Annotated in this window: 21 protein-coding genes and 1 pseudogene; 9 read left to right on the top strand and 13 right to left on the bottom strand. The window is 67.7% G+C overall.

The features are described 5' to 3' along the window. Positions 1-366 precede the first annotated feature (366 nt). Entirely contained in the window at positions 367-1,002 is a 636-nt protein-coding gene (locus ACLBX9_RS24080; RefSeq protein WP_010683613.1) for a glycosyltransferase, read from the top strand. Positions 1,003-1,213: 211 nt separating this feature from the next. On the opposite strand, the gene ACLBX9_RS24075 is transcribed toward ACLBX9_RS24080, so the two are convergent. Beyond that, positions 1,214-2,380: an ATP-grasp domain-containing protein gene (locus ACLBX9_RS24075; RefSeq protein WP_447720707.1), complete on the bottom strand. Its 1,167-nt coding sequence runs from the start codon at positions 2,378-2,380 to the stop codon at positions 1,214-1,216. Between the two features lie 197 nt (positions 2,381-2,577). Continuing rightward, entirely contained in the window at positions 2,578-4,899 is a 2,322-nt protein-coding gene (locus ACLBX9_RS24070) for a Tex family protein (protein ID WP_447720706.1), read from the bottom strand. Positions 4,900-5,400: 501 nt separating this feature from the next. Between ACLBX9_RS24070 and ACLBX9_RS24065 the strand changes: the two genes are divergently transcribed. Then, entirely contained in the window at positions 5,401-5,601 is a 201-nt protein-coding gene (locus ACLBX9_RS24065; RefSeq protein WP_039893052.1) for a hypothetical protein, read from the top strand. 36 nt (positions 5,602-5,637) lie between these two features. On the opposite strand, the gene ACLBX9_RS24060 is transcribed toward ACLBX9_RS24065, so the two are convergent. From ACLBX9_RS24060 to ACLBX9_RS24050, 3 genes are all read right to left on the bottom strand, one after another. Next, on the bottom strand, positions 5,638-5,796 hold the full coding sequence (locus tag ACLBX9_RS24060) for a hypothetical protein (protein WP_010683610.1): 159 nt from the start codon (positions 5,794-5,796) through the stop codon (positions 5,638-5,640). A 274-nt stretch (positions 5,797-6,070) separates the two neighbouring features. Next, positions 6,071-8,239 (bottom strand): glucans biosynthesis glucosyltransferase MdoH, encoded by a 2,169-nt coding sequence (gene mdoH / locus ACLBX9_RS24055; protein ID WP_447720710.1) that lies wholly within the window; start codon positions 8,237-8,239, stop codon positions 6,071-6,073. A 38-nt stretch (positions 8,240-8,277) separates the two neighbouring features. Then, positions 8,278-9,846 (bottom strand): glucan biosynthesis protein D, encoded by a 1,569-nt coding sequence (locus ACLBX9_RS24050; protein WP_447720705.1) that lies wholly within the window; start codon positions 9,844-9,846, stop codon positions 8,278-8,280. 154 nt (positions 9,847-10,000) lie between these two features. Between ACLBX9_RS24050 and ACLBX9_RS24045 the strand changes: the two genes are divergently transcribed. The 3 genes from ACLBX9_RS24045 (at position 10,001) to ACLBX9_RS24035 (ending at position 11,530) form a co-directional block, all read left to right on the top strand. Then, positions 10,001-10,594: a ribosome hibernation promotion factor gene (locus ACLBX9_RS24045; protein WP_010683607.1), complete on the top strand. Its 594-nt coding sequence runs from the start codon at positions 10,001-10,003 to the stop codon at positions 10,592-10,594. A gap of 142 nt (positions 10,595-10,736) precedes the next feature. Continuing rightward, a complete protein-coding gene (ptsN, locus tag ACLBX9_RS24040) occupies positions 10,737-11,204 on the top strand; it encodes a PTS IIA-like nitrogen regulatory protein PtsN (RefSeq protein WP_010683606.1) in 468 nt (155 codons plus the stop codon). Continuing rightward, the gene (locus ACLBX9_RS24035; protein ID WP_447720704.1) at positions 11,204-11,530 is read left to right on the top strand and encodes a hypothetical protein; all 327 of its coding nucleotides are present in this window, start codon (positions 11,204-11,206) and stop codon (positions 11,528-11,530) included. Before ptsN ends, ACLBX9_RS24035 begins: the two co-directional genes overlap by 1 nt. Before the next feature lie 7 nt (positions 11,531-11,537). Here the strand turns inward: ACLBX9_RS24035 and ACLBX9_RS24030 are convergent, their stop codons facing one another. From ACLBX9_RS24030 to ftsE, 3 genes are all read right to left on the bottom strand, one after another. Then, the gene (locus ACLBX9_RS24030; protein WP_447720709.1) at positions 11,538-12,320 is read right to left on the bottom strand and encodes a YdcF family protein; all 783 of its coding nucleotides are present in this window, start codon (positions 12,318-12,320) and stop codon (positions 11,538-11,540) included. 152 nt (positions 12,321-12,472) lie between these two features. Continuing rightward, positions 12,473-13,441 (bottom strand): cell division protein FtsX, encoded by a 969-nt coding sequence (locus ACLBX9_RS24025; RefSeq protein WP_010683603.1) that lies wholly within the window; start codon positions 13,439-13,441, stop codon positions 12,473-12,475. Beyond that, a complete protein-coding gene (gene ftsE / locus ACLBX9_RS24020) occupies positions 13,438-14,130 on the bottom strand; it encodes a cell division ATP-binding protein FtsE (protein WP_010683602.1) in 693 nt (230 codons plus the stop codon). The genes ACLBX9_RS24025 and ftsE overlap by 4 nt, the downstream gene beginning before the upstream one ends. A gap of 181 nt (positions 14,131-14,311) precedes the next feature. On the opposite strand from ftsE, the gene ACLBX9_RS24015 reads away from it, so the two are divergent. Then, a complete protein-coding gene (locus ACLBX9_RS24015) occupies positions 14,312-15,085 on the top strand; it encodes a zinc-ribbon domain-containing protein (RefSeq protein WP_447720703.1) in 774 nt (257 codons plus the stop codon). Positions 15,086-15,109: 24 nt separating this feature from the next. Here ACLBX9_RS24015 and ACLBX9_RS24010 read toward each other — a convergent pair whose 3' ends face one another. Beyond that, positions 15,110-15,850, bottom strand: a complete 741-nt coding sequence (locus tag ACLBX9_RS24010; RefSeq protein ID WP_447720702.1) for a hypothetical protein — start codon at positions 15,848-15,850, stop codon at positions 15,110-15,112. A 70-nt stretch (positions 15,851-15,920) separates the two neighbouring features. Here ACLBX9_RS24010 and ACLBX9_RS24005 point away from each other — a divergent pair, with 70 nt between their 5' ends. Beyond that, the gene (locus ACLBX9_RS24005) at positions 15,921-16,238 is read left to right on the top strand and encodes a helix-turn-helix domain-containing protein (protein WP_447720701.1); all 318 of its coding nucleotides are present in this window, start codon (positions 15,921-15,923) and stop codon (positions 16,236-16,238) included. Between the two features lie 5 nt (positions 16,239-16,243). Here the strand turns inward: ACLBX9_RS24005 and ACLBX9_RS24000 are convergent, their stop codons facing one another. From ACLBX9_RS24000 to ACLBX9_RS23990, 3 genes are all read right to left on the bottom strand, one after another. Beyond that, the gene (locus tag ACLBX9_RS24000) at positions 16,244-17,413 is read right to left on the bottom strand and encodes a glycosyltransferase (RefSeq protein WP_447720700.1); all 1,170 of its coding nucleotides are present in this window, start codon (positions 17,411-17,413) and stop codon (positions 16,244-16,246) included. A gap of 94 nt (positions 17,414-17,507) precedes the next feature. Next, positions 17,508-17,900 carry a thioredoxin family protein gene (locus tag ACLBX9_RS23995; RefSeq protein WP_010683598.1) on the bottom strand — a complete coding sequence of 131 codons (393 nt, stop codon included), beginning with the start codon at positions 17,898-17,900 and terminating at the stop codon, positions 17,508-17,510. A gap of 146 nt (positions 17,901-18,046) precedes the next feature. Further along, on the bottom strand, positions 18,047-18,343 hold the full coding sequence (locus ACLBX9_RS23990; RefSeq protein ID WP_447720708.1) for a hypothetical protein: 297 nt from the start codon (positions 18,341-18,343) through the stop codon (positions 18,047-18,049). Positions 18,344-18,611: 268 nt separating this feature from the next. On the opposite strand from ACLBX9_RS23990, the gene ACLBX9_RS23985 reads away from it, so the two are divergent. Both ACLBX9_RS23985 and ACLBX9_RS23980 read left to right on the top strand, forming a co-directional pair. Further along, on the top strand, positions 18,612-19,286 hold the full coding sequence (locus tag ACLBX9_RS23985) for a TetR/AcrR family transcriptional regulator (protein WP_447720699.1): 675 nt from the start codon (positions 18,612-18,614) through the stop codon (positions 19,284-19,286). A gap of 57 nt (positions 19,287-19,343) precedes the next feature. Next, positions 19,344-19,808, top strand: coding sequence for a DUF2852 domain-containing protein (locus tag ACLBX9_RS23980; protein WP_010683595.1), 465 nt, complete (start codon positions 19,344-19,346; stop codon positions 19,806-19,808). A gap of 186 nt (positions 19,809-19,994) precedes the next feature. Here ACLBX9_RS23980 and ACLBX9_RS23975 read toward each other — a convergent pair. Then, positions 19,995-21,686: pseudogene (locus ACLBX9_RS23975) on the bottom strand (methyl-accepting chemotaxis protein). Positions 21,687-21,955 lie beyond the last annotated feature (269 nt).

Here is a 21,955-nt window from a genome sequence, read left to right as displayed (position 1 = left end):
GCCATCAGCTGCGCCGTGTCCTGCAGCGAGAGCAGGTTCTGACGCGTGGCGGCCGACAGGGTGATGGAGGACATCGTTCGATCTTTCTGATTTGAGCTACCCGTTTCTTGGGCGCTGCAGTAATCGCCCTCCAAGAGTTTCGCGGTCGTTAAAAAAACGATCCTGTCCCGGGAACCCGGATCGATCGTTAATCGGTCATTTCTTCAATAAAGCTTGTTTGCGTGAATTCGAAGGCCGTTTAATTCCTATTAACCATCTTCAGACATAAGCGGAGCGGTTGTCGAACTACGACGCGTGCGCCCGCGCCGGCCTATCCGGTGCAGCGGGCGGACGGGCTCGGCACCGCAGCAGGTTTGGAGTCCGGACGTGATCGCTCAGCCAACCCTCGAAGCCAGCCGTCCGAACGCGAGCGCGCCGGTGGCGATTCCGCACGTCGCCGTGGCGATCCCATGCGGCACGATGGTTCATGCGGATTTTGCTGTCAGCCTCGGGTCGATGATGCACACCCTCGGCGAGATGCCGATGTCAATCGTGGTCGGCAAATCTTCTATCGTCGCGGATGCGCGCAACTTAGGCCTGGAGTTCGCACAGAAGCAGAATGCCGATTACATCCTGTTCATCGACAGCGACATGACGTTTCCACGCGACGCCTTGTTGAAGCTGCTGGTGCGCAACGTCGATATCATCGGTGCGACCTATTCCCGCCGCACGGCACCCTTTAATTTCCTGGGTGACATCCTGCCGGAACAGCCGGCCGATGCGCCGAAGGGCCTGCTGGAAATGGCGCGGATTCCCACCGGGTTTCTCCTGGTGAAATCGACGGTGTTTGAGCGTCTGAAACGCCCGTACTTCCGTTTCAGGGTCGATGAGGAAGCAGGGGTCAATATCGGCGAGGATTACGATTTCAGTGATCGGGTCCGTTCGCTGGGATTCAGGATCTGGTGCGATCCGTATCTGAGCAAGGAACTCGGCCACATCGGCGAGCAAGCCTTCAAGCTCTGACCGCACCGGGGCCGGCTGGTCCAGCGAGGCCCCCGGCGACGCCATCGATATCTTCGACGAGACAGAGCTCTGCGCGGACTTTCCAGTTCGCGCGGAGCTCTGTCTCGTCGCAACGCATCTTGAGGGACGGCTGGCCCGTCTTGCCGTGGCCCTGCTCCCGAACCGATGATCGACCGTCATGAGCGCTCGGACCGGATAAGGGGTGGTGCACTCACGCGAAGCGGCAACGCTCGCTCAGCGCCTGTTGAAAAGCTTTGAACACCTTGCGCATTTGTGGCGGCTTGTACGGAAACATGTCGGCGGAATCCATGTCGTGGACAACCATGCCGGTATCCGCTTCGAAGATCAGCAGCCGGCCATCGTGGCTCTCCGCGCAATCCATGACGACGTAATCCAGTCCCAGGCGCCGGTGCATCTCGGCGAACGCCTCCTGATGGCGAAGGGCGAAGTCCTGATCGAACGTCCTCATCGCTGCCGCCTCCGCGGCCCGCTTGTCCGGATCCTCGAGCATGCCGGCGTTCAGATAGTGGATCATCCAATGATCCCGGATTGCCATGTGGCAGAGAAATGGCGCCCCATCGATGAGAGCGATCCGATACTTGCGGAATAAGCCGTCCGCATCCCTGTAGTCGCAAAATTCTGTCAGGTAGATCTCGTCCGCGCCCGTACCGTGGATCGCCTCTCTCAGCGTGGCGCTATCCTCGATCTTCCGCAGATCGTTCCCCGCATGCGTGTCGACCGGTCGGACCAGGACCGGGAATTCGAAGCCCTCCGGCAGGGCACCCCCCTCTGCCAGGAGGTCCACCCTGCCGGCGCGCACGACGCGTGGGACGAGGATCCCTGGCGCGTGCGCCAGCGCCTCGGCGATGCCGTGGCGCGAGGTCCTCAGGACATGGCGCGGATGATTGATGACCGGCCGGAGCCAATGCGCGGCGGCCTCGCTCAGGGCTTCGAGTATCGGCTCGTGCGCCCGGGAATAGGCAACGCCGACGATGACAGCGTCATGGTCCGGAAGCTGCCGCGGCGCCTCCCGCCCGGGAAGGACGAAGAGGTATTCCACGGAGAAGGCCGGATCGTCCAGGAGGAAGTCGATCGGCGTATTCGCCATGAGATCGCCGGGCGCGGCGATGACGAGGACCCTCGTCCGGGCCTCCGGCACATTCGACCGCAGCATGAAATGCTGATGGCTCTGAAGAACGTCGTTCTGAAGCTTGAGCGCCTCCTCGAAGCGGTGCAGCAGGAGGAAGATCGTCGCCAGATCGAGCGCCGCGCCCGCTTCGACCATACCGTTGTTCGCCCGGGACGCGATGTGCTGCGCGAGCGCGACCAGATCCGCGCCCTCGAACGCTGCTCGGAGCAGGCGGGCCTGGCCGATCATCGGGCTGGGCGGGGCTTCGAGGACTGGGCGTGCTTGCATCGATCGATACCGAAGACGGGACACGCGTCCGATTCAGACGGGCAACCCTATCCTCGGGATCGTGCCCGTTTTGTCGTTGACGATTTGCTAATCACGGCACGGCGCCCACCGACCGAGGGATCCGACGTCCCGGCAGCCCCGCATGTTGAGCAATCGGATCATCGGCGGCGTGACGGTGCGGCAGCAGCCCGCTTGAGCGCCTCGGCGAGGGGGCCGGTCGCCGCCGCGCCCGATGACTCGGTCGAGCGGCTTCGTTGCGGTTCGCGGGCCGCTCCGCCGGCTTGCCGGGTGGGTCCGGCCGTATCGACCGGGTCGTCGAGCCGCATCGAGAGGGCGATCCGCTTGCGCGGCACATCGACGTTGAGGACGAGGACCCGGATGACCTCGCCGATCCGCACCACTTCGGCGGGCGATGCCACGCGCCGGCGCGCCATCGCCGAGACGTGGACGAGGCCGTCCTGATGGACGCCGATATCGACGAAGGCGCCGAAGGCGGCCACGTTCGTCACAACACCCTCCAGCTGCATGCCCGGCCGGAGATCGCCGATCGACTCGACACCGTCCTGGAAGCGCGCGGTCCGGAAGGCCGGCCGCGGGTCGCGTCCTGGCTTTTCCAGCTCAGAGAAGATGTCGCGCACGGTCGGTAGGCCGAAACGCGCGTCGACGAAGGCGGCGGGCGAAAGCTGGCCGAGGGCCGGTGCGTTGCCGAGCAGGACACGGATATCGCTTTTCGTTGCCTTCAGGATCCGGTTCACCACCGGGTAGGCTTCCGGGTGGACGCCGGACGCGTCCAGCGGATCGTCGCCTCCTTGGATCCGCAGGAAGCCTGCGGCCAGCTCGAAGGTCTTCGGGCCGAGACCCGGCACAGCCTTGAGCGCCGCGCGCGTCCGGAACGGGCCGTGCGAGTCTCGATGCGTGACAATCCGGCCCGCGAGCGCGGACCCGAGTCCCGACACCTGCGCGAGGAGGGCAGGGGAGGCCGTGTTCACGTCGACACCCACGGCGTTGACCGCATCCTCCACGACCCCGGCGAGTGAACGCGACAGCTTCGCCTCGCTGACATCGTGCTGGTACTGGCCGACGCCGATGGATTTCGGATCGATCTTCACGAGTTCCGCGAGGGGATCCTGAAGACGCCGGGCGATCGAAGCCGCGCCGCGATGCGAGACATCGAGATCGGGCAATTCGCGGGCGGCGATCTCGGAGGCGGAATAGACCGAGGCGCCCGCCTCGGACACCACCACCTTCGCGAGCTTGAGGCTCGGGTTCTCGGCGACGATCTCGGCGGCGAGCCGCTCCGTCTCGCGCGAGGCCGTGCCGTTCCCGATGGCGAGGAGTTCGACGCCGTGGAGCTGGCACAGCCGACCGAGGCTCGAGACCGCCTCCCGCCAGCGGCGCTGAGGCTCGTGCGGATAGGTCGTCTCGACCGCGACGATCCGGCCGGTGCGATCCGCCACCGCCACCTTCACGCCGTTCCGGTAGCCCGGGTCGAGCCCCATCGTGGCCCGGCCACCGGCCGGCGCGGCCAAGAGCAGATCCTTCAGGTTGCCGGCGAACACGGTCACGGCCTCGTCCTCGGCGCGCTCGAACAGGCGGGTGCGCGAATCCTGCGCGATGCCGGGTCTGATCTTCGTGCGCCACGCCGCGCGGACGGTATCGAGCAGCCAAGCGTCGCCGGGGCGCGCCCGCGCGGCGATCCCGAACCGATGCGCGATCGCCGTCTCGAACGGGCTCGGGGTGCCGGACTGGGCGTGAGCGTGTTCGGCCTCCAGACGCACGTCGAGCACGCCCTCGCGCTCGCCGCGGAAGATCGCCAGCACGCGGTGCGAGGGCATACGCTCGAGGCGTTCGGACCAGTCGAAGTAATCGGTGAACTTGGCGCCCTCCTGCGCCTTGCCCTTGCGGACCTGTGACACGAGCTGTCCACCGCGCCAGAAGTCCGCACGCAGGCGGCCGACGAGGTCGGCATCCTCCGCGAACATCTCGATCAGGATCGCCCGGGCTCCCTCCAGGGCCGCCTCGGAATCGGTGATTCCGCGTTCGGGTGACAGGTACGGCGCCGCCGTCGCTTCGGGCCTGCGTTCCGGTTGCTTCAGCAGTGCCTCGGCCAGCGGCGCGAGACCCGCCTCGCGGGCTGTCTGCGCCTTCGACCGCCGCTTCGGTCGGAAGGGCAGATAGAGATCCTCCAGCCGCGCCTTCGTGTCGGCGGCGTCGAGGGCTGCCGTCAGCGCCGGCGTCATATGGCCCTGGGACTCGATGCTCGCCACGATGGCGCGTCGGCGGTCATTGAGATCGCGCAAATAAGTCAGGCGTTCTTCAAGCCTGCGCAGTTGCGTGTCGTCGAGCGCTCCGGTCGTTTCCTTGCGGTAGCGGGCGATGAACGGGACGGTGGCTCCGCCGTCCAGAAGCGCGACCGCCGCAGCGACCTGCGCCTCCGCGACGCCGAGTTCCTCCGCGATGAGCGCATTGACGGGTTTCATGTACTCTCCGGCGGGCCGCGAGGCTTCTGGCTCGCGATAGTGCTCGCGCCGCGGAGCCTCAGACGCGAAGCCGCCGGAAACAAGGCGTGGGCGCCTGCGCCGAACGAGGATCTGTCGCTTGGGTCTTCGCGCTCCCCGAACCGGCGCGCATGCGCTGTTCAGGAGGCGCTCACGCGCCGTTGCCACCGCGTGCCTGCCGGTGGGTGTTCGCCCCGTCTGCGCGATCGCCACGCAAGCACCAGGGTTCCTGTGGAGAGGCGTTCCGTAAATAGCGATCGCCGATATCGTCGCCGCGGTGCCAGCTTCCAGTCACCGTGTTTCGTGATCGGCCCTGGCATCGATAGACTAGTCACACTCCGCGTACTCGCGGAACTCGTCTTGATCGACGTGCAAACAGTGTCAGGTCCTGCTGGCGCTTGACGGCGATGCGGTCACGTCATCGGGTCGTCACAAGTCGATGCAAGTGTTGCGCTTCGCATGTCCGAGGAAGGCAGGCGTCCCGTGCAGTTCGAGATTCGCGAGAGCAGCCGGTCGCTGTGGTCCTGGGTTCTCCTGAACGAGACCGATGAGACCGTTCTGATATCGCGACGGAGCTTCCCATCACGGGCTCAGGCGACCGCGGCAGCCTTGGCCTTCTCGCAGCTTGTCGCGCGCGCAGGGCGAACCCTCGGGGGCAGCCCGCGCCAAGTCGGACTGCTCTGACACCCTAGGCGCAGCGAGGCGAGGCGCCGGGATGGCTCATGCCCGGTGGCGGATCAGGCTCACCACGCTCGAACAGGCGATGACACAGCCGACGCCCATCGCGCCGAGACAGCTGATCGTGCGCACCGGCTCACCGCGGGCGAGGACGATGGCCACTGCCAGAGGCAGGAGCAGGAACGCGAGCATCAGGGTCATAGGCAGATCCGGTTGCGATCATGCGAGTCTAGGACCCGAATGGTTAACCGCCTCTCACAGGCCGGTCATCCGCGAGGTCTGGGGCTGGTCGGGCTGGGGTCGTGCTTGTCACTTGGGACAACCGCGCGGTGCAGGGTTTTCGCCGACGGATCGTTGAAGCCGACTCGCGATCTGCGACCCGATGCGCGTCCGCCCGCGCTCACGATGAGCCGCCGTGCAAACCGACCGTCTCATTGCGCGGGGCCAGGAAGGAGCGATTGTCCGCGACAGCCCGTCAGAGGCGGATCAGCCTGTCCACCAGTGCTCGATCATGCAGCAGCGCCATGCGCTCCTTCGCCGAGAGCCAGGCTTGGGCGTCCGCTACCGTCTCGGCTTCACAGATCTTGGCGGTGGCCAGGGTCTGGTCCGGGTCGATCGCGCCGCGCGGCCTGGATCGTCCGGGCGGCAGCATCCGGGCATGCGCCTGCGCCAGGGCGGGATCGGCGTGGAGCGACGCGAGGGCATCGGCCGTATCGAACCCCATCGCGGCGTTGCGAGCCGTCAGGGCGCCGGCGTGCCGGGCGATCTCGGGCGGCGCCGCCTCTTCGGGCGTCCCGAGGAGGCCCCGACGCTTGAGCGCGAGGCCGAGGTCGAGCTGGCCGCTCGCCCAGGAGATCGGGATCGCCAGAACGAGACCCAGGATCGTGGGGCTCATCCAGAGGAACAGGGAGGTCGCGATGGCGAAGGCCGCGATCCCGGCGACGAGGCCGAGCGCCGTATGCCAGCTGTGCCGGGCGATGATGTCCCGCAGCGGAATCGAGCCGTCGTCGCGCCGCTGCGGGTTCCAGCCCGTGTCGCGGCCGAGCAGGATGCTCGCCACCGAGCCGGACTGGACCACCATCGCGACGGGCGCCACGAGGGCGGACAGGAGAATCTCCACGAGGCTGGACAGGACGAGCCGCCCGGCGCCACCGCAGGCGCGCCGGACCGGACCGTTCAGGAGGGCGAGGATCAGACCCAGGATCTTCGGGGCCAGCAGCACAGCCATGGTGAGGCCGAAGAGCTGGAGGGCGCGGACCGGGTCGAAGCGCGGGAACACCGGTGAGAACCCGGCGCCGCCGAAATAGTCCGGCCGCTCCGTGGCGGTCTGCAGCACCAGCAGGATACCGACCACCAGTTGAAGGAGCCACAAGGGCGAGGCGAGGTATCCGGCGATGCCGGTGGCGAAGTGCTGGCGCGTCGCCGGATGGAGGCCGGCCGCGCCGATCACCCGCGCGTGCTGGAGATTGCCCTGTGCCCAGCGTCGGTCGCGGACGGCGACGTCGATCAGCGACGGGGGGCTCTCTTCATAGGACCCCGGCAGCCGGTGGAGCATGTAGACCGCCCAACCGGCCCGCCGGATGAGCGCCGCCTCGACGAAGTCGTGCGACAGGATATGGCCGCCGAAGGGCGGCTTCCCGGGCAGGTCGGGCAGGCCGCAGGACGACGCGAAGGCCCGCGTCCGGATGATGGCGTTGTGGCCCCAGTAGTTGCCGTCCCGGCCCGACCAGGCGGCGAGCCCGGCGGCGATCACCGGCCCGTAGATCCGGGCCGCGAATTGCTGAAGCCGGGCGAACAGGGTGTTCCGGTTGATGATCAGCGGCAGCGTCTGGATGATGCCCGCGTCCGGATCCGCCTCCATGGCGGCGGCGAGTGCCACGATGGCCGAGCCGCTCATGAGGCTGTCGGCGTCGAGCACGAGCATGTGGTCGTACTGACCGCCCCAGCGGCTGACGAAATCTCCGATGTTGCCCGCCTTGCGGTGATGGTTCTTCGGCCGATGGCGATAATAGAGCCGGGCCTCGGGGCCCAACCGCTCACGCAGTTCGAGATAGGCCCTTTCCTCCGCGATCCAGGCGTCGGCCTGGGTCGAATCGGACAGGACGAACCAGTCGAAGTGCTTGCCGAGCCCGGTGGCGGCCACGGCCTCGTGCATCGCCTCGACGCCCGCGAAGGTGCGCGCCGTCGCCTCGTTGTAGACCGGCATCAGGACCGCCGTGCGGCTCGACAGGGCCGTGGGCTCGCGCGTGGATGGTCCGGGCCGCAGCAGCAGACCGAAGCCAAGCAGAGCGCTCGTGAACGCCAGGGCGATCCACGAGAAGGTCAGGCAGAAGAGGACCACCAGAACGAGCTGCAGCGCGGTCGGGCTGCCGGAGACCGAGACGGTCTGCACCATCTGCCAGCCGCCGTAGGCTGTCAGCACCGTGGCGCCGCCGAAGACCGCGAGGCGGGAGAGCCAAGGGGATCCTGCCGGCCGGACGGGCACATGGCCAGATTCGCGGTCCCAGCGGGCAAGATCCTGAGGCGGCATCGCCAGCGGTGCCTCGGGCGGCAGGCCGAAATCCGCCTGGCCGTTCGAGAGGCCCGGCTCGGTCGGACTCCGAGGCGCCGGGTCCGCGAGGGTGCTGGTCTCGTCCAACGGCATGGCGGAGGCTGCCCCTCGGGATTGGAGGTCGACGGGGTTCATGCGGTCCACCGAAACAGCCACGTCTCGCTGATTCGCGCCTGTCCGCGCCTCAGAGCGAGACGCAATTCGGTCGCCCGTTCGCTCCCGGGGTCGAGCTCGAACAGGATCCGCAGGGTCTTTCGCTCCGGGTATCGGAACTGATCCTGACGCGTGATCGTCCCCGCTGAGGCGCTGAGATCGACCGCGATGTCGCCGGGCTGGAACAGCGTGTCGCCCTCGAAGTCGACGGCGAAGAGGCGACGGTTGCCGCCGCTGCCATGACCGCACCGGCTGTCGCGCACCCGCGCGATCTCGGGTGGCAGGGGATCGGGCCAGCCTTTCGACCAGTGCTGGCGGCAGAGGAACCGCATCTCGTTGCCCTTGGCGAGCTTCGCCTTGGGCCGCCAATAGGCGAAGACGTTCTCGTTCAGCTCGGAATCGCTCGGGATCTCGAGCAGCGTCACCGAACCCTCGTTCCAATCGTCCTGCGGCTCGAGCCAGAGGGACGGACGCTGCTCCCAGTGCCGCTTGTCGTCCTCGAAATCGGCATAGGCACGGGCGCGCTGCATCAGGCCGAAACCCTTCGGGCCCCGGTCCAGGAAGGCCGAGACCTGCAGGGTCTCGGGGTTGTGGACGGGTCGCCAGATCGGCTCGCCGTAGCCGTTGCGGATCGCCAGGCCTTCGACCGAGAAGGCGGCCGCACGCAGATCGTCGACGCGGTTCCGGTCGAGGGCGCCGAACAGATAGCTGCCCTGCATGCCGCCCAGCCCGATATGGTCGAGATCGGCCCGGGCAAACACGGTGCCGTCGATCGCCGCGGTCGAGACCTCGCGGCCGGGCATCAGCGTGAGGCGGAACGCCGCCGTCGCCGATTCCGACTCGGCGAGCGCATGGACCACGATCGGCTGGCCGGGTGCGGGCGCCTCGATGAACAGGGCGCGAAACAGCGGGAACTCCTCGCCCCGCGAGTCGGCCGGTCGCAGGGCCAGGGCTCGGGCGTTGATGCCGAAATCCTGTCCCTGCGCCACGAGGCGGAAGAAGGAGCCGCCCTGGAACAGCGCGAAGTTCGATGGCTCTTCGCCGTCGTCGAACTTTGCGCGCAAGCGGAAGCCCGAGAAGGCCGTCTCGGCGGTCAGCTCCGGCAGCTCGACGCCCAGCGTGAGGTAGGCCGTCTTGTCGTAGGCGACCGGCTGCACGTGCCCGTCCTCGACGAGGTAGAGCGACACCGCGGTGTCGAAGATCGCGCCGCGCAGCAGGGGTTCGAGTGTGTAGCCGAGGCTCCGGTCCGCCCAGACGGCGCGCCCCTCGGCCGGTCGGATGGCCTCGTAGACCTCCCGCGACAGGTTCTTGAGAACCGCCGGCACGTCGTTGGTCTTCGGGGCGACGTAGGGCGCCTTCGCACGCGCGCGGGCGAGATCGGTGAGCGTATCGGGCCCGAAGGCGTCGCCGGGTCCGGGAAACGGCGCCGCCTTTTCCGGATCCGCGGCCCAGGATTGCCGAGGAAGCGACCCCGCGGCGACGCCCAGCGCTCCGGCCAGAAGGGAGCGGCGGGTCGGGGCGGCTTGAGGTCGGGTGGCGATCGTCATGCGGGTGGGCGTCTCACATCTCCGTAGGGCGCCTGTATTTCGGCGGGCGGCTGAACCCCGGGTTAAGCAACGGACCTGTCCGCCCTTGGCTCCGTTGACTTAACGCGAGCCGGCTCTCTAATTCGGCTCACGTCATTCAAGCAGGGGAGGCAGCATGGGTTCGTTGCGGGTCACCGGCCACGGCGTAGATCTCGGCGAGAGTCTGCGCGGCCGCGTCGAGGAGCGGATGGCCGCCATCCAGACCAAATACCTGGACTCGCACATGAACGGATCCTGCTCCGGCCATGTCACGCTTCGTCGGGACGGGACGGCCTTCCGGACGGACTGCGTGTTGCATCTCGTCTCGGGCCTGACCATCGAGGCGAACGGCTTCGCCCACGATGCCCGGTCGAGCTTCGAGCAGACCGCGGAGCGCCTCGAGACGCGGCTGCGCCGCTACAAGCACCGGCTGAAGCAGCATGCGACCGGGCCGGGTGACGATGCGGCGGTCGAGGCCGCCTACGCGGTCCTCGCCGCACCCGACGACGAGGAGGACGAGGCGGGGGAGGGCGATGCGCATCCGCCGATCGTCGCCGAGAGCACCAAGACCCTGCAGCGCCGCACGATCGGCGAGGCGGTGACGGCCCTCGATATGACGGGATCCCCAGTGGTTGTGTTCGTCCACGCTGGAACCGGCCGCGTCAACGTCGTATATCGGCGCAGCGACGGCGCTATTGGCTGGGTGGACCCTCCGAACGCCGGCGAGTGACGCGGCGGGTCGGGAGGAACGGAGCCGGAACCGGCTTGTTTCCCGGTCGATTGAGAGTCAGGGGCATGGCCACGGCGGCCGTCGGCGCCCCTGCGACGAGGCCCGATCCCACTTGGGCGGGCGACGGGGCAACGGTCGTTCGATGCCAGTTCTGGAATTCCTCGACCCCGAATCGGTCGTGCCCTCCCTGCGCGCGCGGGCGAAGAAGCAGGTGCTTCAGGATCTCGCCGCCCAGGCGGCGCGCCGCCTTCCGGCCCTCGGGGAACGGCCCGTCTTCGAGACCCTGCTCCAGAGGGAACGTCTCGGCTCGACCGGAATCGGCGATGGGGTGGCGATCCCCCACGGCAAGCTGCCGGGCCTCGATCGCTTGTTCGGTCTGTTCGCCCGCTTCGACCGACCGGTGGATTTCGAGGCGCTCGACGGTCAGCCGGTCGACATCGCGTTCCTGCTGCTCGCCCCCGAAGGTGCGGGTGCGGACCATCTGAAGGCTCTGGCGCAGGTCGCCCGGATTCTGCGCGAGCCGGGCATGCTCGCCCATATCCGGGCCGCGCGGGACGCCGGCGCGCTCTACGCCCTGCTGACCCGCTCCACGGCGCCGCAGGCCGCCTGATGTCGGTCTACCGAATTGCCGCCGGGATGGCGGTTGTCGCCTGGCTTACGGGGCCTGCCCTGTCGCAGGGCGAGACCACCTGCGCCCGCGATCTACTCGTGGCGCAATCGATGCAGCGGCAGGCCATCGACCAGCTGGAGCAGGCGGACAGCGACGACGCGAAGAATTGCCGAGTCTGGCGGCGACACGTGGAGACCATGCGCCGGGTTGCAAGCGTCTACGGACGTTGCCTGTCCGGCTCGGAACGCGGCGAGCGGCTCGCTCAGGTGCAGGGCTCGGATCGGGAATTCTCGGGTGTGATCAAGGCGCGGTGCAAGGGGCTCTGAGACGCTCTTAGTCGACGCCGCGCATCATCAACGGCTCGGCCACCATCTTCACGGGCTTGCGGCGCCCGATCAGGATCGCCGCCCGCGAGCGCTCCGGATCGGCCTCGAAGCGCGTCCGCACCCAGCTCGCCAGAAACTTTACGTATTCCGAGGCGACGAGCTTCGCGGCGATCGGACTTTGCCACCACCGGTCGGCATCGAAGGCCTCCGTCACCACCGGATGGGGCAGGACGCGGTCGCTGTCCTGCAAGGCATGATCCAGCTCCACGAGCGTCCGGGGCATGTGGTAGTTCGACGTGACCACCGCGACGGTGCTGAAGCGGTGCGCCCGCATCCAGCGCCGTGTCTCGATGGCATTGCCGATCGTGTTGCGCGCCCGGTAATCGAGGTCCACGCAGCAAGCGATCAGCGCGCGCTGGGTCGGATTCAGCCGGGCGATCTCATCGCGGCTTGTGCGCTCATTGACGCCGGTGATCAGCAGGCGCCGCCCGTAGCCGCCGGCCAGCAGGTCGATCGCGTCGCCGATCCGCTGAGCGCCGCCGGTGAGCGCCACGATGCCGTCCGCCCTGTCGAGCGGTGTCCGTTCGTGACGGGCGAGGGCGCCGACGAAGATCAGGAAGCCGGCGATTAACGCCAGGGCCCCGAAACAGACCCCTGCGCCGCAGGTCCACAAGGCAATCCGGCCCCGCGGCTGCGGCGCGCGGCGCGAGAGGGTACGACCGGGGCGACCCCACTCGTGCCAAGCCCAGCCGACGATGTCGGTCGAGAGCGGATCCGATGCGCGCAGCATACGCGTGGTCATTCTCCGGAGGATCGGCTCCGATTGCGGCGGCCCGGAGGCAGCGCGGTCGGCCCATCCACAGCGTAGCGACTCAGGTTTCCAAATCGTAAACGTCCTGTCGAGCCCCCCTATTTCCTCGCCTCTGATGCGATCGGCCCGGTTCAAGCGAGAAAGCGCCGCACGGTGATCCGCGAGACCACGCCGGTGACCAACGACGCGATCACGCCGATCAGGATGACGCTCGCGTAGCCGCGCAGCCCGACATGGAAGGCTCCGAACAGGGCCTCCACCTCCTGGCCGGCCGGACCTGAGCGAGCGGCGCGCGCCAGCAGCCCGGCGATCACGAACGCGAGGATCGCCGCTCCCGCTCCGATCGCGCCGCCGCGCAGGCCGAGGCCGAAGAACCGCCTCTGGAAGGCGCGGGCGATATAATCGTCGTCGGCGCCGACGAAATGCAGCACCTCGACGACCTCGCGGTTGCTCGCCATGGCGCCGCGCGTTGCGAAGGTCACGGCGAGGCCCGTCGCGACCAGAACGAGGATCACCAGCCCGATGCCGACGCCCACGAAGGCGTTGGCGGCCGTCGAGAGCCGCTGAAGCCAGAGGACGTGATCGTCGAGGCTGGCGACACCGGGGAGGGCTTCCAGCAGCCGGGACCGGAGACGCTTCAGGTCGGCGCTGCGGTTGACGTCGATCTTGAGCGCGATCAGCCGCGGGACCGGAAGGTCCGAGAGGTCGAGGCCGCTCCCCAGCCAGGGTTCCAGGAGGCGCTCGGCCTCGGCCTTGGAGAAGACCCGCGTCTCGGCGATGCCCGGCTCCGCCTTGGCGATGCCTGTGGCCCGGGCGACGTCCGCGTCGACGTCGCGTCCAGGCCCGGGACGGATCTGGATCGTCACCTCCTGGGCCACATCGCCCTGCCACTGCACCGCATTGGCCGCGACCATCTCGGCCGCTCCGGCGCAGAGGCCCGCCAGGAAGGTCAGGATGGCGATGACGGCCGCCAGCGAGCGCCCGGCCGCGGTGTCGGTCGGGACGAGCGGAGCGTTGCGGCGCAGGTTCGCCGGCGTGGTCGGATCCAGGGCGCCGGTCGGGCTCTGCGACCGCGCCCGCGAGATGGCTTGTATGCTCATTCCTCGATCCGAAGCCGGCCTTCGCCGAGCACCATCCGGCGGGCATCGACGGCGTCCATGATACCGAAATCGTGTGTGGCGATGATCACCGAGGTCCCGAGCTTGTTCAGCTCCAGGAACAGCCGCAGGAGCCGCCGCCCCAATCCCGGGTCGACGTTGCCGGTCGGCTCGTCGGCCAGCAGCAGGTCTGGCCGGGCGATCAGCGCTCGGGCGATCGCCGCGCGCTGCTTCTCCCCGCCCGACAGGAGCGGCGGCAATGCGTGCATGCGCTCCCCGAGCCCGACCCACCGCAGCAGCTCGACGACCTCGGCGCGGTAGCTGGTTTCCGCGCGTCCCTGGACGCGCAACGGGAGCGCGACGTTCTCGTAGGTCGTGAGATGGTCGAGCAGCCGGAAGTCCTGGAACACGACACCCATGCGCCGCCGAAGTCCGGTGAGCGCCTTGGCGGAGATGCCGCTCACCTCCTCGCCGAAGATCGAGACGAGGCCGCGCGTCGGCCGCGCCGAGAGCAGGATCAGGCGCAGCAGCGTCGTCTTGCCGGCGCCCGACGGGCCGGTGAGGAACTGGAAGGAGCGCGGCGCGATGCGGAAGCTGACGTCGGACAGGATCTCCGGCCCGAGGCCGTATCGCATGCCGACGTTCTCGAATTGCACCACCGGCCGCTCCGCGCCGGGCAGCAGGCTCTTCATGTTCGCCTGGAGGTTCAAGGCCGTGCCGTGTCTCGTCTGTCGCTCACCCGGGAATCGCCGGGCGGGCAGGCGTTTTCAAGGCCTGCGGGATTTCACACCCGCTTAACCCTGTTCGGCGACACTTTCTCAAGCGAATTCATTTTCCGGCACTGTTCGGCCGGTCCTTGCGAGTATGGCGCGTATGCTGATCGTCTGTCCGAGTTGCGCGAGCGAGTACCGGATCGCCGCCGACAAGGTCGGCATGGAAGGCCGCTCGGTTCGTTGCGCCGCATGCCGCGAGACGTGGTTCATCACCCCGGCCGACGTGCTGGCCGGCCACGAGGCCGAACTCTCGGCCAGCATGGATGCCGGCTCCGACCCAGTCGCCGACGCCGCATGGCAGGAGGCGGCCGCCTCGGTTCGGCAGGCGTCCGAGGCCATGCCATCCGCCGTTCGCTCGCGGGCTCGGCGGACGCTCCGCGGCGGGGTGGGCCGGCGCGCGGTCCCGGGTTTCTCCCCCTCCCTGGCCTTCGGCCTGACGCTCTTGGCCGCGCTGCCCCTTTTATGCCTGGCCCGCGCGAACGTGGTCCGCGCCGTTCCGCAAACCGCGTCGCTCTTCGCGCGTATCGGATTGCCGGTGAACCTGCGCGGCATCGAGATTCGGGACGTGGTGGCTTTCAGCAATCCCGCCGAGGACGACCGACCCGCCGAACTTGTGGTCGAGGGTGATCTCGTCGGCGTCGCACGGTCCGACATGCCGGTGGCGCCGCTCAGCGTCGAGATTCGCGACGCAGGAGGCCGAGCGGTACGGACCTTCTCGGTCCCCGCTCCGCGAACCATCCTCGCCGCTTCGGAGACGGTGCGGTTCCGCGCGAGCCTGACCGCGCCGCCGCCGGAAGGACGTGCGGTGGTTCTTCGGTTCGCCGACGCTCAAATGACCCGCGGCGAGGGTCAGGTCGCCGCCGCCGACCACTGACGTCGTCCCGGACTTCGCACGCCATCAGGCCAGGTCCGGACCTGTGATTCGACCCGGCGTGCTGCCGGCAGCCGGGCCCGTCGCACGCCTCGCGGAGTGGTCGCGCTTGCGGCGTGCCAGCGCATCTGCAACGCTCGTTCCCGTTTCATCCACAGAGAAGGCGGCAGCCAACGCTGACGACCGTGAGGGCATCGCACGGTGAGCATGCGTGAAACTGTACCGGTTCTCATCGAGACCACAGATGACGTCGAGTCGAGTCGGGCCTTTGACTTCTGGCGCAGCACGGCGCTGGCGCGTGTGGATGCGGTCCAACTCGCCCCGGACCTTGGCTTTGCCGCGTCCCGCAGGGTTGCGCTGTCGATGCACGGCGCGATCCTGCACACCCTCAGCAAGCCGGTCGGTGTCGAGCGAACGGCCCATCACGCCCGGGCCGATGGCCGCGATGACATCGCCGTGGTCGTCCTTCTCCAAGGGACCGGCTACCTTGAGCAGGGCAACAACGGCGGTCTCCTCAGCGCTGGCGACGTCGCCTTCCACACCCTGGATCAGGCGTTCTCCATCGGCAGCCGCGACACTTACGAGGAAATCCGCTTCCAAGTGCCCCGCGCCGCGTTCCTGGCGCAAATCGGAAGCCCGCAGGCATTTGCCGGTCGCCGGCTTCGCGCGACGGCCCTGAGCGGGCTCTTCGTCGGGTATCTCCGGTCCTACATGAAGGCCGTTGCAGGTCTGTCCCAGGCTGAGGCCGGCATCGCCACCGAGGGCCATCCTGCACCTGCTGCGCGCCCTCGCCGACGCGCCGGGCGAGCGGCCCGACGAAGGCCTGTCGGTCGACGCTGTGCGCGCGCTGGCATTGGCCCACATCGAGCGCCGTCTGCACGATCCGGACTTCGGGCCCGAATCCCTGCCACTGGCGCTCCGGGTCTCGCGCAGCCGGCTCTACGCCGCCTTCACCGGCGACGGAGGTGTCGCGGCCAAGATCCGCGAGGCCCGTCTGGATCGGGCCTACCGCCGGCTCGTCGCCCTGCCGGATGGCGGGCGGGTGGCTTCCGTGATGGTCAGCTCCGGTTTCACCGACGCGGCCGCCTTCAGCCGCGCGTTCCGACGCCGTTTCGGAATGGCGCCGCGGGATCTGCTCGGCGGTCGCGCCCGCTAAGTCTGTCAGATTCGGCCGCCCGGCGTGCTCGGCATCGATCGATCCGCCTCGCGTGATGCGCCCGCTTGCCGGAGGACACGTCCAGCCAGCCCGAGGGCGACCCGAATCGCGGCGACGCCGAGGCGGGCCAGCCGGATCTGACCCGGAAGTTGACGCGGACCGATCGGTCGATAAGCCAGGCGCGGGCTGGCGCGCTCGGCCTCCGCGATGGCTTGGCCGAGGGGTAAGGCGGCGATCCGCCTCGCCTCCGCGTCTCCGATGCCGATCGACCGTGCCCAGGCGGTGTTTCGCCCCAGCGATCCCCGTCCATGCAGGCGGCGAAACCGTCGCCGCCAGAGATAGCGGAGTACGGCGCGCGGAAAGGTTTCCATCCGCGCGTCGCACAGCGCGTCGGGCTCCTCGCAGCGCGAGCGGATCGTGTCGGCGACGCCGCCCGGTGCCCGGCCGGCTAGGCGGGCCGAGATGGTCACGCAGACGTCCGTGGCGTGCCGAACGCGCAAACCGTGCTCGAGCAGCCGCGCGATGAACGCACCATCCTCGCCGAGGGGAATCTCCGGCATGCCGCCGACCTGGAGATAGGCCCTACGCGTCACCGCGAGAGTCGCACCGATCGCGGTGCGGTGACAGGGCCAGGGATCGTGCGGATCGGGGTCGATGCGTGCCTCCGCCTCCGTGATCAAGGCGTCGTAAATGTCCTCCAGCCGGCCCCGGGCCGGCAGGGAGGGCGGCAGGAGGGCCGCCTCGGCGGCATCGAGTTCGACCCGGCCGGCCACTGCGTCGGCACCGGCCAGGATGGCGGCACGGTTGCGGGCGACCCAGTTTGGCGGAACCCTGCTGTCGGCATCAGTGGACAGGATGATCCCAAGGGGGTTCTCATCGCCGAGCCACGCGACGGCCGCATCCATGGCCCGGCGCCGGGCCCAACCGGCATGGGCGTTCGGGTCATTCTCCACCTGTATGCGGACCGCGATCGCCAGCGTCGGCACAAGATCCGCAACGATGGCTTCGGTGCGATCGGTGCAGTTGTTCAGGAAGAGCACCAGACCGAGGGATCCGGGGGCCACGCTCTCCTGTGCATCGATGGCCCGGAGGCAGGCCGCGATGCGCTCCTCCTCGTTGCGAACAGGCACAGCCACGATCGCGCTCGGGGCGGCAGAGTTCTGGGCGATCGTCACCGTGTCGTCTCCCTCGAGTCCCGCAGGATCCGAGCGGGCTGACGCGCTATGCCGGGCTCTGGCTGAACGAAAGCGGAAGACGACCTCGTGCCGCTCAGAGCGTCTTCTCGAGGAGGCCTTCGATCCACTCCTGCTGGGTCTCACCCACGGAGCGCCCGACCTCGGTCTTGCCTTTGAAGGCAATGAGCGTGCTCTGCATCCGCGCGTCGAACCGCCTCAGCAGATCCTTCTGACTGTCGAAATCGATGGCGAAAATCTGGAGATCCTTGAAGCGCGGCTCTCCCGCGAGCTTCGCGAGGATCGGCTTCTGCGCCTTGCAGATCGGGCACCAGGGCGCGCTGACCTCGATCAGGATCGGCTTGCCGGATTCACGCGCAGCCTCAAAGCCGCTTTCCGAGAACGGCATCGCGTCACCAGCCTGCGCCGGCGCAAGACCCGCGAAGAGGAGGAGACCGGTCAGCGCCAGGGCGTATCGACGGCTTCTCATGATGTTTATCTCCCGGACAGCGTGACGGTGCGCCGGCTGCAGTCCGCAGAGGCACGCTACACGATGCGCCCGGATGCGATGCGGTGTCAGTCTGTCGTAGGGCGCCCGATTGGCGGATCCGCCCGTTCACATCATCGAGATGTCGTTCATCGCGGCGTGCCGCACAAACGGTCTTCCTCGACGAGCGCCGCGATGTCATCCGCATCGACCGCATCGAGCGAGCGCCGCACCCGCAGCGCCCGCGTTGGAGCCCCCGACCGCATCACCAGCACGATGGTCTCCATGTCGGGACAACCCGGGTCGGCACAGGCAATCTCGTTGACCGCGAGCGCGTCGGCCTCGTCGAGCTTGAGCGCATCGATCAGGTCGCGCTTCAGCCGCGCCGCGATCTCGGCGCGTTCAGCGGATCGAGCACGCCACGCCTTGAGGCTTACGAAAGCCATGCCGCACTTTGGTCCCCCGGTTAGGCGCTGCGCCGCCAAGCTCACGTCACTGCCAGCCAAGCCAGAGAGACAGGCCCATCTGTTATAATGTTACACTGTCATCAACCGGTCAAGCCACAGCTTCAGGCACGCTGCGAAACAATTGCTCCGCTCGGCCGTAATGCCAGCTTGGGTGTCACGGATATCGCTGTATTTTGCTGGTCAAGGTACGCGAAAGGACTGCGCCGGTTCCGTGACGTGTGTTCGTGCGCGTAGAGGATGTGTGATCTTGCGACCCTGGGGGGACAAGCCGAGCGATCGGCGCAATTACCATCATGGGAACCTGAAGGAAGCCCTCATCGAGGCTGCGCGCCGATTCATCGCTGAGCGCGGGATCGGAGGCTTCACGTTGGTAGACGCCGCGCGCCTTGTCGGCGTGACGCCGGCCGCCCTGTATCGCCACTTCCGCGGGCGCGAGGCTCTGCTGGAGGAACTCGCCGGCCGCGGCTTCGCGGAACTCGCGTCCCGGTTGGCACGCGCCCTGACCTCGCGCGGCACACCACTGGAGCGGTTCACCCGCATGGGCGAGACCTATCTCGCCTTCGCCGAGGAGGAGCCCGCCTATTACGCAGCCATCTTTGAGACGCGCGGCGGCCAAGATCCGGGTGGCCACGAACACTCACCGAGCCCGGACAGGCAAGCCGCCCGTCCGAGCCCCTTCGACCTGCTGGTCGAGGCGCTACAGGCGACCTTCACGGACGGGTTCGGCGGCGTCGCCCCCCGCTTCATCGCCCTCGAAGTGTGGGCGCTCGCCCACGGCTTAGCGACGCTCTCCGCGGCTGGACACCTACCGCGCGGACCGGGCTTCCCTGACAAGTACGAGCTTCTCCGCGCCGGTGTCCTTGCCCTAGTCCACGGCGCGGCGCGGTCCAGCACGCAAGGTCCCGAGTCCGGGCGGCCTTGAAAGGCCCTGCGGCCACACGCATGTTAACCGCGTTCACATGAACCGTGGAGCACAGCCGTGACCTCACAATCCTCCTCTTCCTGGGCGAGTGGCCGGCTCTGCCGGTCTGGCCCGTTCCCGCGCCGCTCGCTGGAGATCGGCGCCATCGTCGTCGGGTTTATCTACTGGTGGCCGATCGGCCTTGCCCTCGTCGCCTGGAAATTCGCCGGCTATCCGGCCTTCGCCGAATTGCGCGACCAAGCGCGGCGCGCCGTCTCCGATTTTGAGGCGTCCCGCCCGGCTTCCAGGTTCGCCCGCGCCTTCGAGGCCGCGAACCGTCGCGACAGCACCGGCAATGCGGCGTTTGATGCCTATCGCCGTGCCGAACTCGATCGCCTTGAGGCACAGCGTCGAGCGCTGGAAGAGGAGAGCCGCGCCTTCGCGGAGTTCGTCGAAGAACTGAAGCGGGCCAAGGACCGCGAGCAGTTCGACGCCTTTATGGCCAAGCGCCGGAATGAGGGCGGCGAGAGCCGCACCGTCTGACGCTGCAGCGACTAGTGGTCCGGGCCACGCGGCCCGGACCGATCCGCTAATCGTTGTGACCGAAGGTCGATTCGCGCAAGCCGCGCCGAAGCGCGACCGGCTTGCGCCGCTCTCGACATCCATGTCTCGTTCCACGCGTTGACGCAGGCAGGGCTTCGCACGGCTTGGGGCAAAGCGGCAGAATCGTCAGGCGGCCCGAAGCGTTTCGAGGAAGCGATCGACTTCGGACGTCAGGTTCTCGGATTGCTCCGAAAGCCGGGCGGCTTCAGCGAGGACTTGGCCGGCCGCCCGACCAGTCGCTTCGGTCGCCCCCGCGACGCTGACGATGTTACCGGTCACCTCGGCCGTTCCCTGCGCCGCCTGACCGACATTCCGCACGATCTCGTGTGTGGCCGCGCCCTGTTGCTCCACGGCGGCGGCAATGGAAGTCGCGACAGCGTTGATCTCGCGGATGCGGGACGTGATCGCGCCGATGGCGCTCACGGCTTCCTCGGTGGAAGCCTCGACCCGGGCGATCTGTGCGCCGATCTCCTCGGTGGCCCTGGCGGTCTGCTCGGCCAGTGCCTTCACCTCGGCGGCGACGACGGCGAACCCCCGGCCGGCGTCGCCTGCGCGGGCGGCCTCGATCGTGGCGTTGAGAGCCAGCAGGTTCGTCTGACTGGCGATGTTCGAGATCAGGCCTGCCACGTCCCCGATCTTGGCGACCGCGGTATTCAGTTCCAGTACCAGCGCGCCCGTATGGTCGGCCTCCTCGACCGCCGCCTGGGCGAGCCTGGCCGATCCATCCACCTGCCGTCCAATTTCCTGCACCGACGTTCCCAGTTCTTCGGCCGCAGCCGACACTGTGTTGACGTTGCTCGCCGCCTGCTCGGCGGCTGCGGCAACATTGGTCGTCTGGCTGGCGGTCTGGTTGGCGGTCTGCGTCATGATTTCGGCGGTAGCCTGCAATTCGGTCGCCGAGGCCGAGACGCGAGCGATGATGCCACTGACGGCGGCCGCGAACCGATCAGCCGTCTCACGCATGCCGGCCCGACGCTGCGATTCGGCGACGCGACGTGCCTCTTCAGCCTCGGCTTCGAGCTTCTGCGTCCGGATCAGGTTGTCCTTGAATACCTGCACGGCTGCCGCCATCGCGCCGACCTCGTTGCGACTGTCCCGAGACGGAATGTCGATTCCGGCTTCACCCTCGGCCAGCATCGACATGGCGGAGGTCATCGCCGCGATCGGCCGGGAGATCCGCATCAGCCCGAATATTGCGGCGCCCAGGGCCGCGATGATCGAGAGGATGATCCCGACCGAGGCGGTCACGGAGGCACGGTTGGTGCGCATCATCGCGCTGTCGGCATCCTCGGCGGCGGCCTTCTCGTCGTGCGCGACGAGCCGCGCGAGCGTGGCCCGGGCAGTATCGTACAGGGTCACGGTGTCCGGACTGCTGAGGACCGCCAACGCCTCAGGCCGATGGTCCGCTGCCACGAGCCGGCGCACCTCGGCATCCACGTGCTCGAACTTGGCCCAGGACTGGGCGAACGCGTCGTAGGAGGCGCGTTCGTCCGCCGTGGTGATCAGAGGTTCGTAGGCGCGTCGCGCCTCGCCCAGCCGATCATGGGTCGCGGCGACATTAGTCTCGTTCCGCGCGCGGTGCTCCGAGTTTTCCGAGAGCAGGACGAGCCGGTACTGCTTGATGCGCACCTCGGAGGCCGCGATCTCGATCGTGCTTACCTTTTCGAGGGACGGGACTCAGTTCGTAGCGACGGCGGTGGTCGCCTCACGGATGCCGGCCAACTCACGGAGCGATAGGCCGCCCTGAACGGCGGAGATCAATGCCAGCAATGCAAAGAGTAGTGAGAGAGTTGCCTTGAGGGAAAGACGCAAATGCATCGCTCATGCCGGTCAATATTGATGGGCTATGGTGCTTACTGATGGCTTGTTTGCATTGCGCGATGAACCTGCCTGATCCAAAACATTGTCCCGGGGTTGATTTTATACCCCGACAAAAATCTGAGTCAAACAATCTCTAGCTGTTCAGGCCATTATAACATAAAAATCAGCTATTTAATTAACATCTCGATAGAATAACGTATCACTAACAATACAAAAATTTAGATTTATGATACAAGTATAATCCAAAGAACATTGCTCCAATGCTT

It is taken from the genome of Methylobacterium sp. A49B, from assembly GCF_053346215.1.
This window is presented reverse-complemented; position numbering and strand designations above follow the sequence as displayed.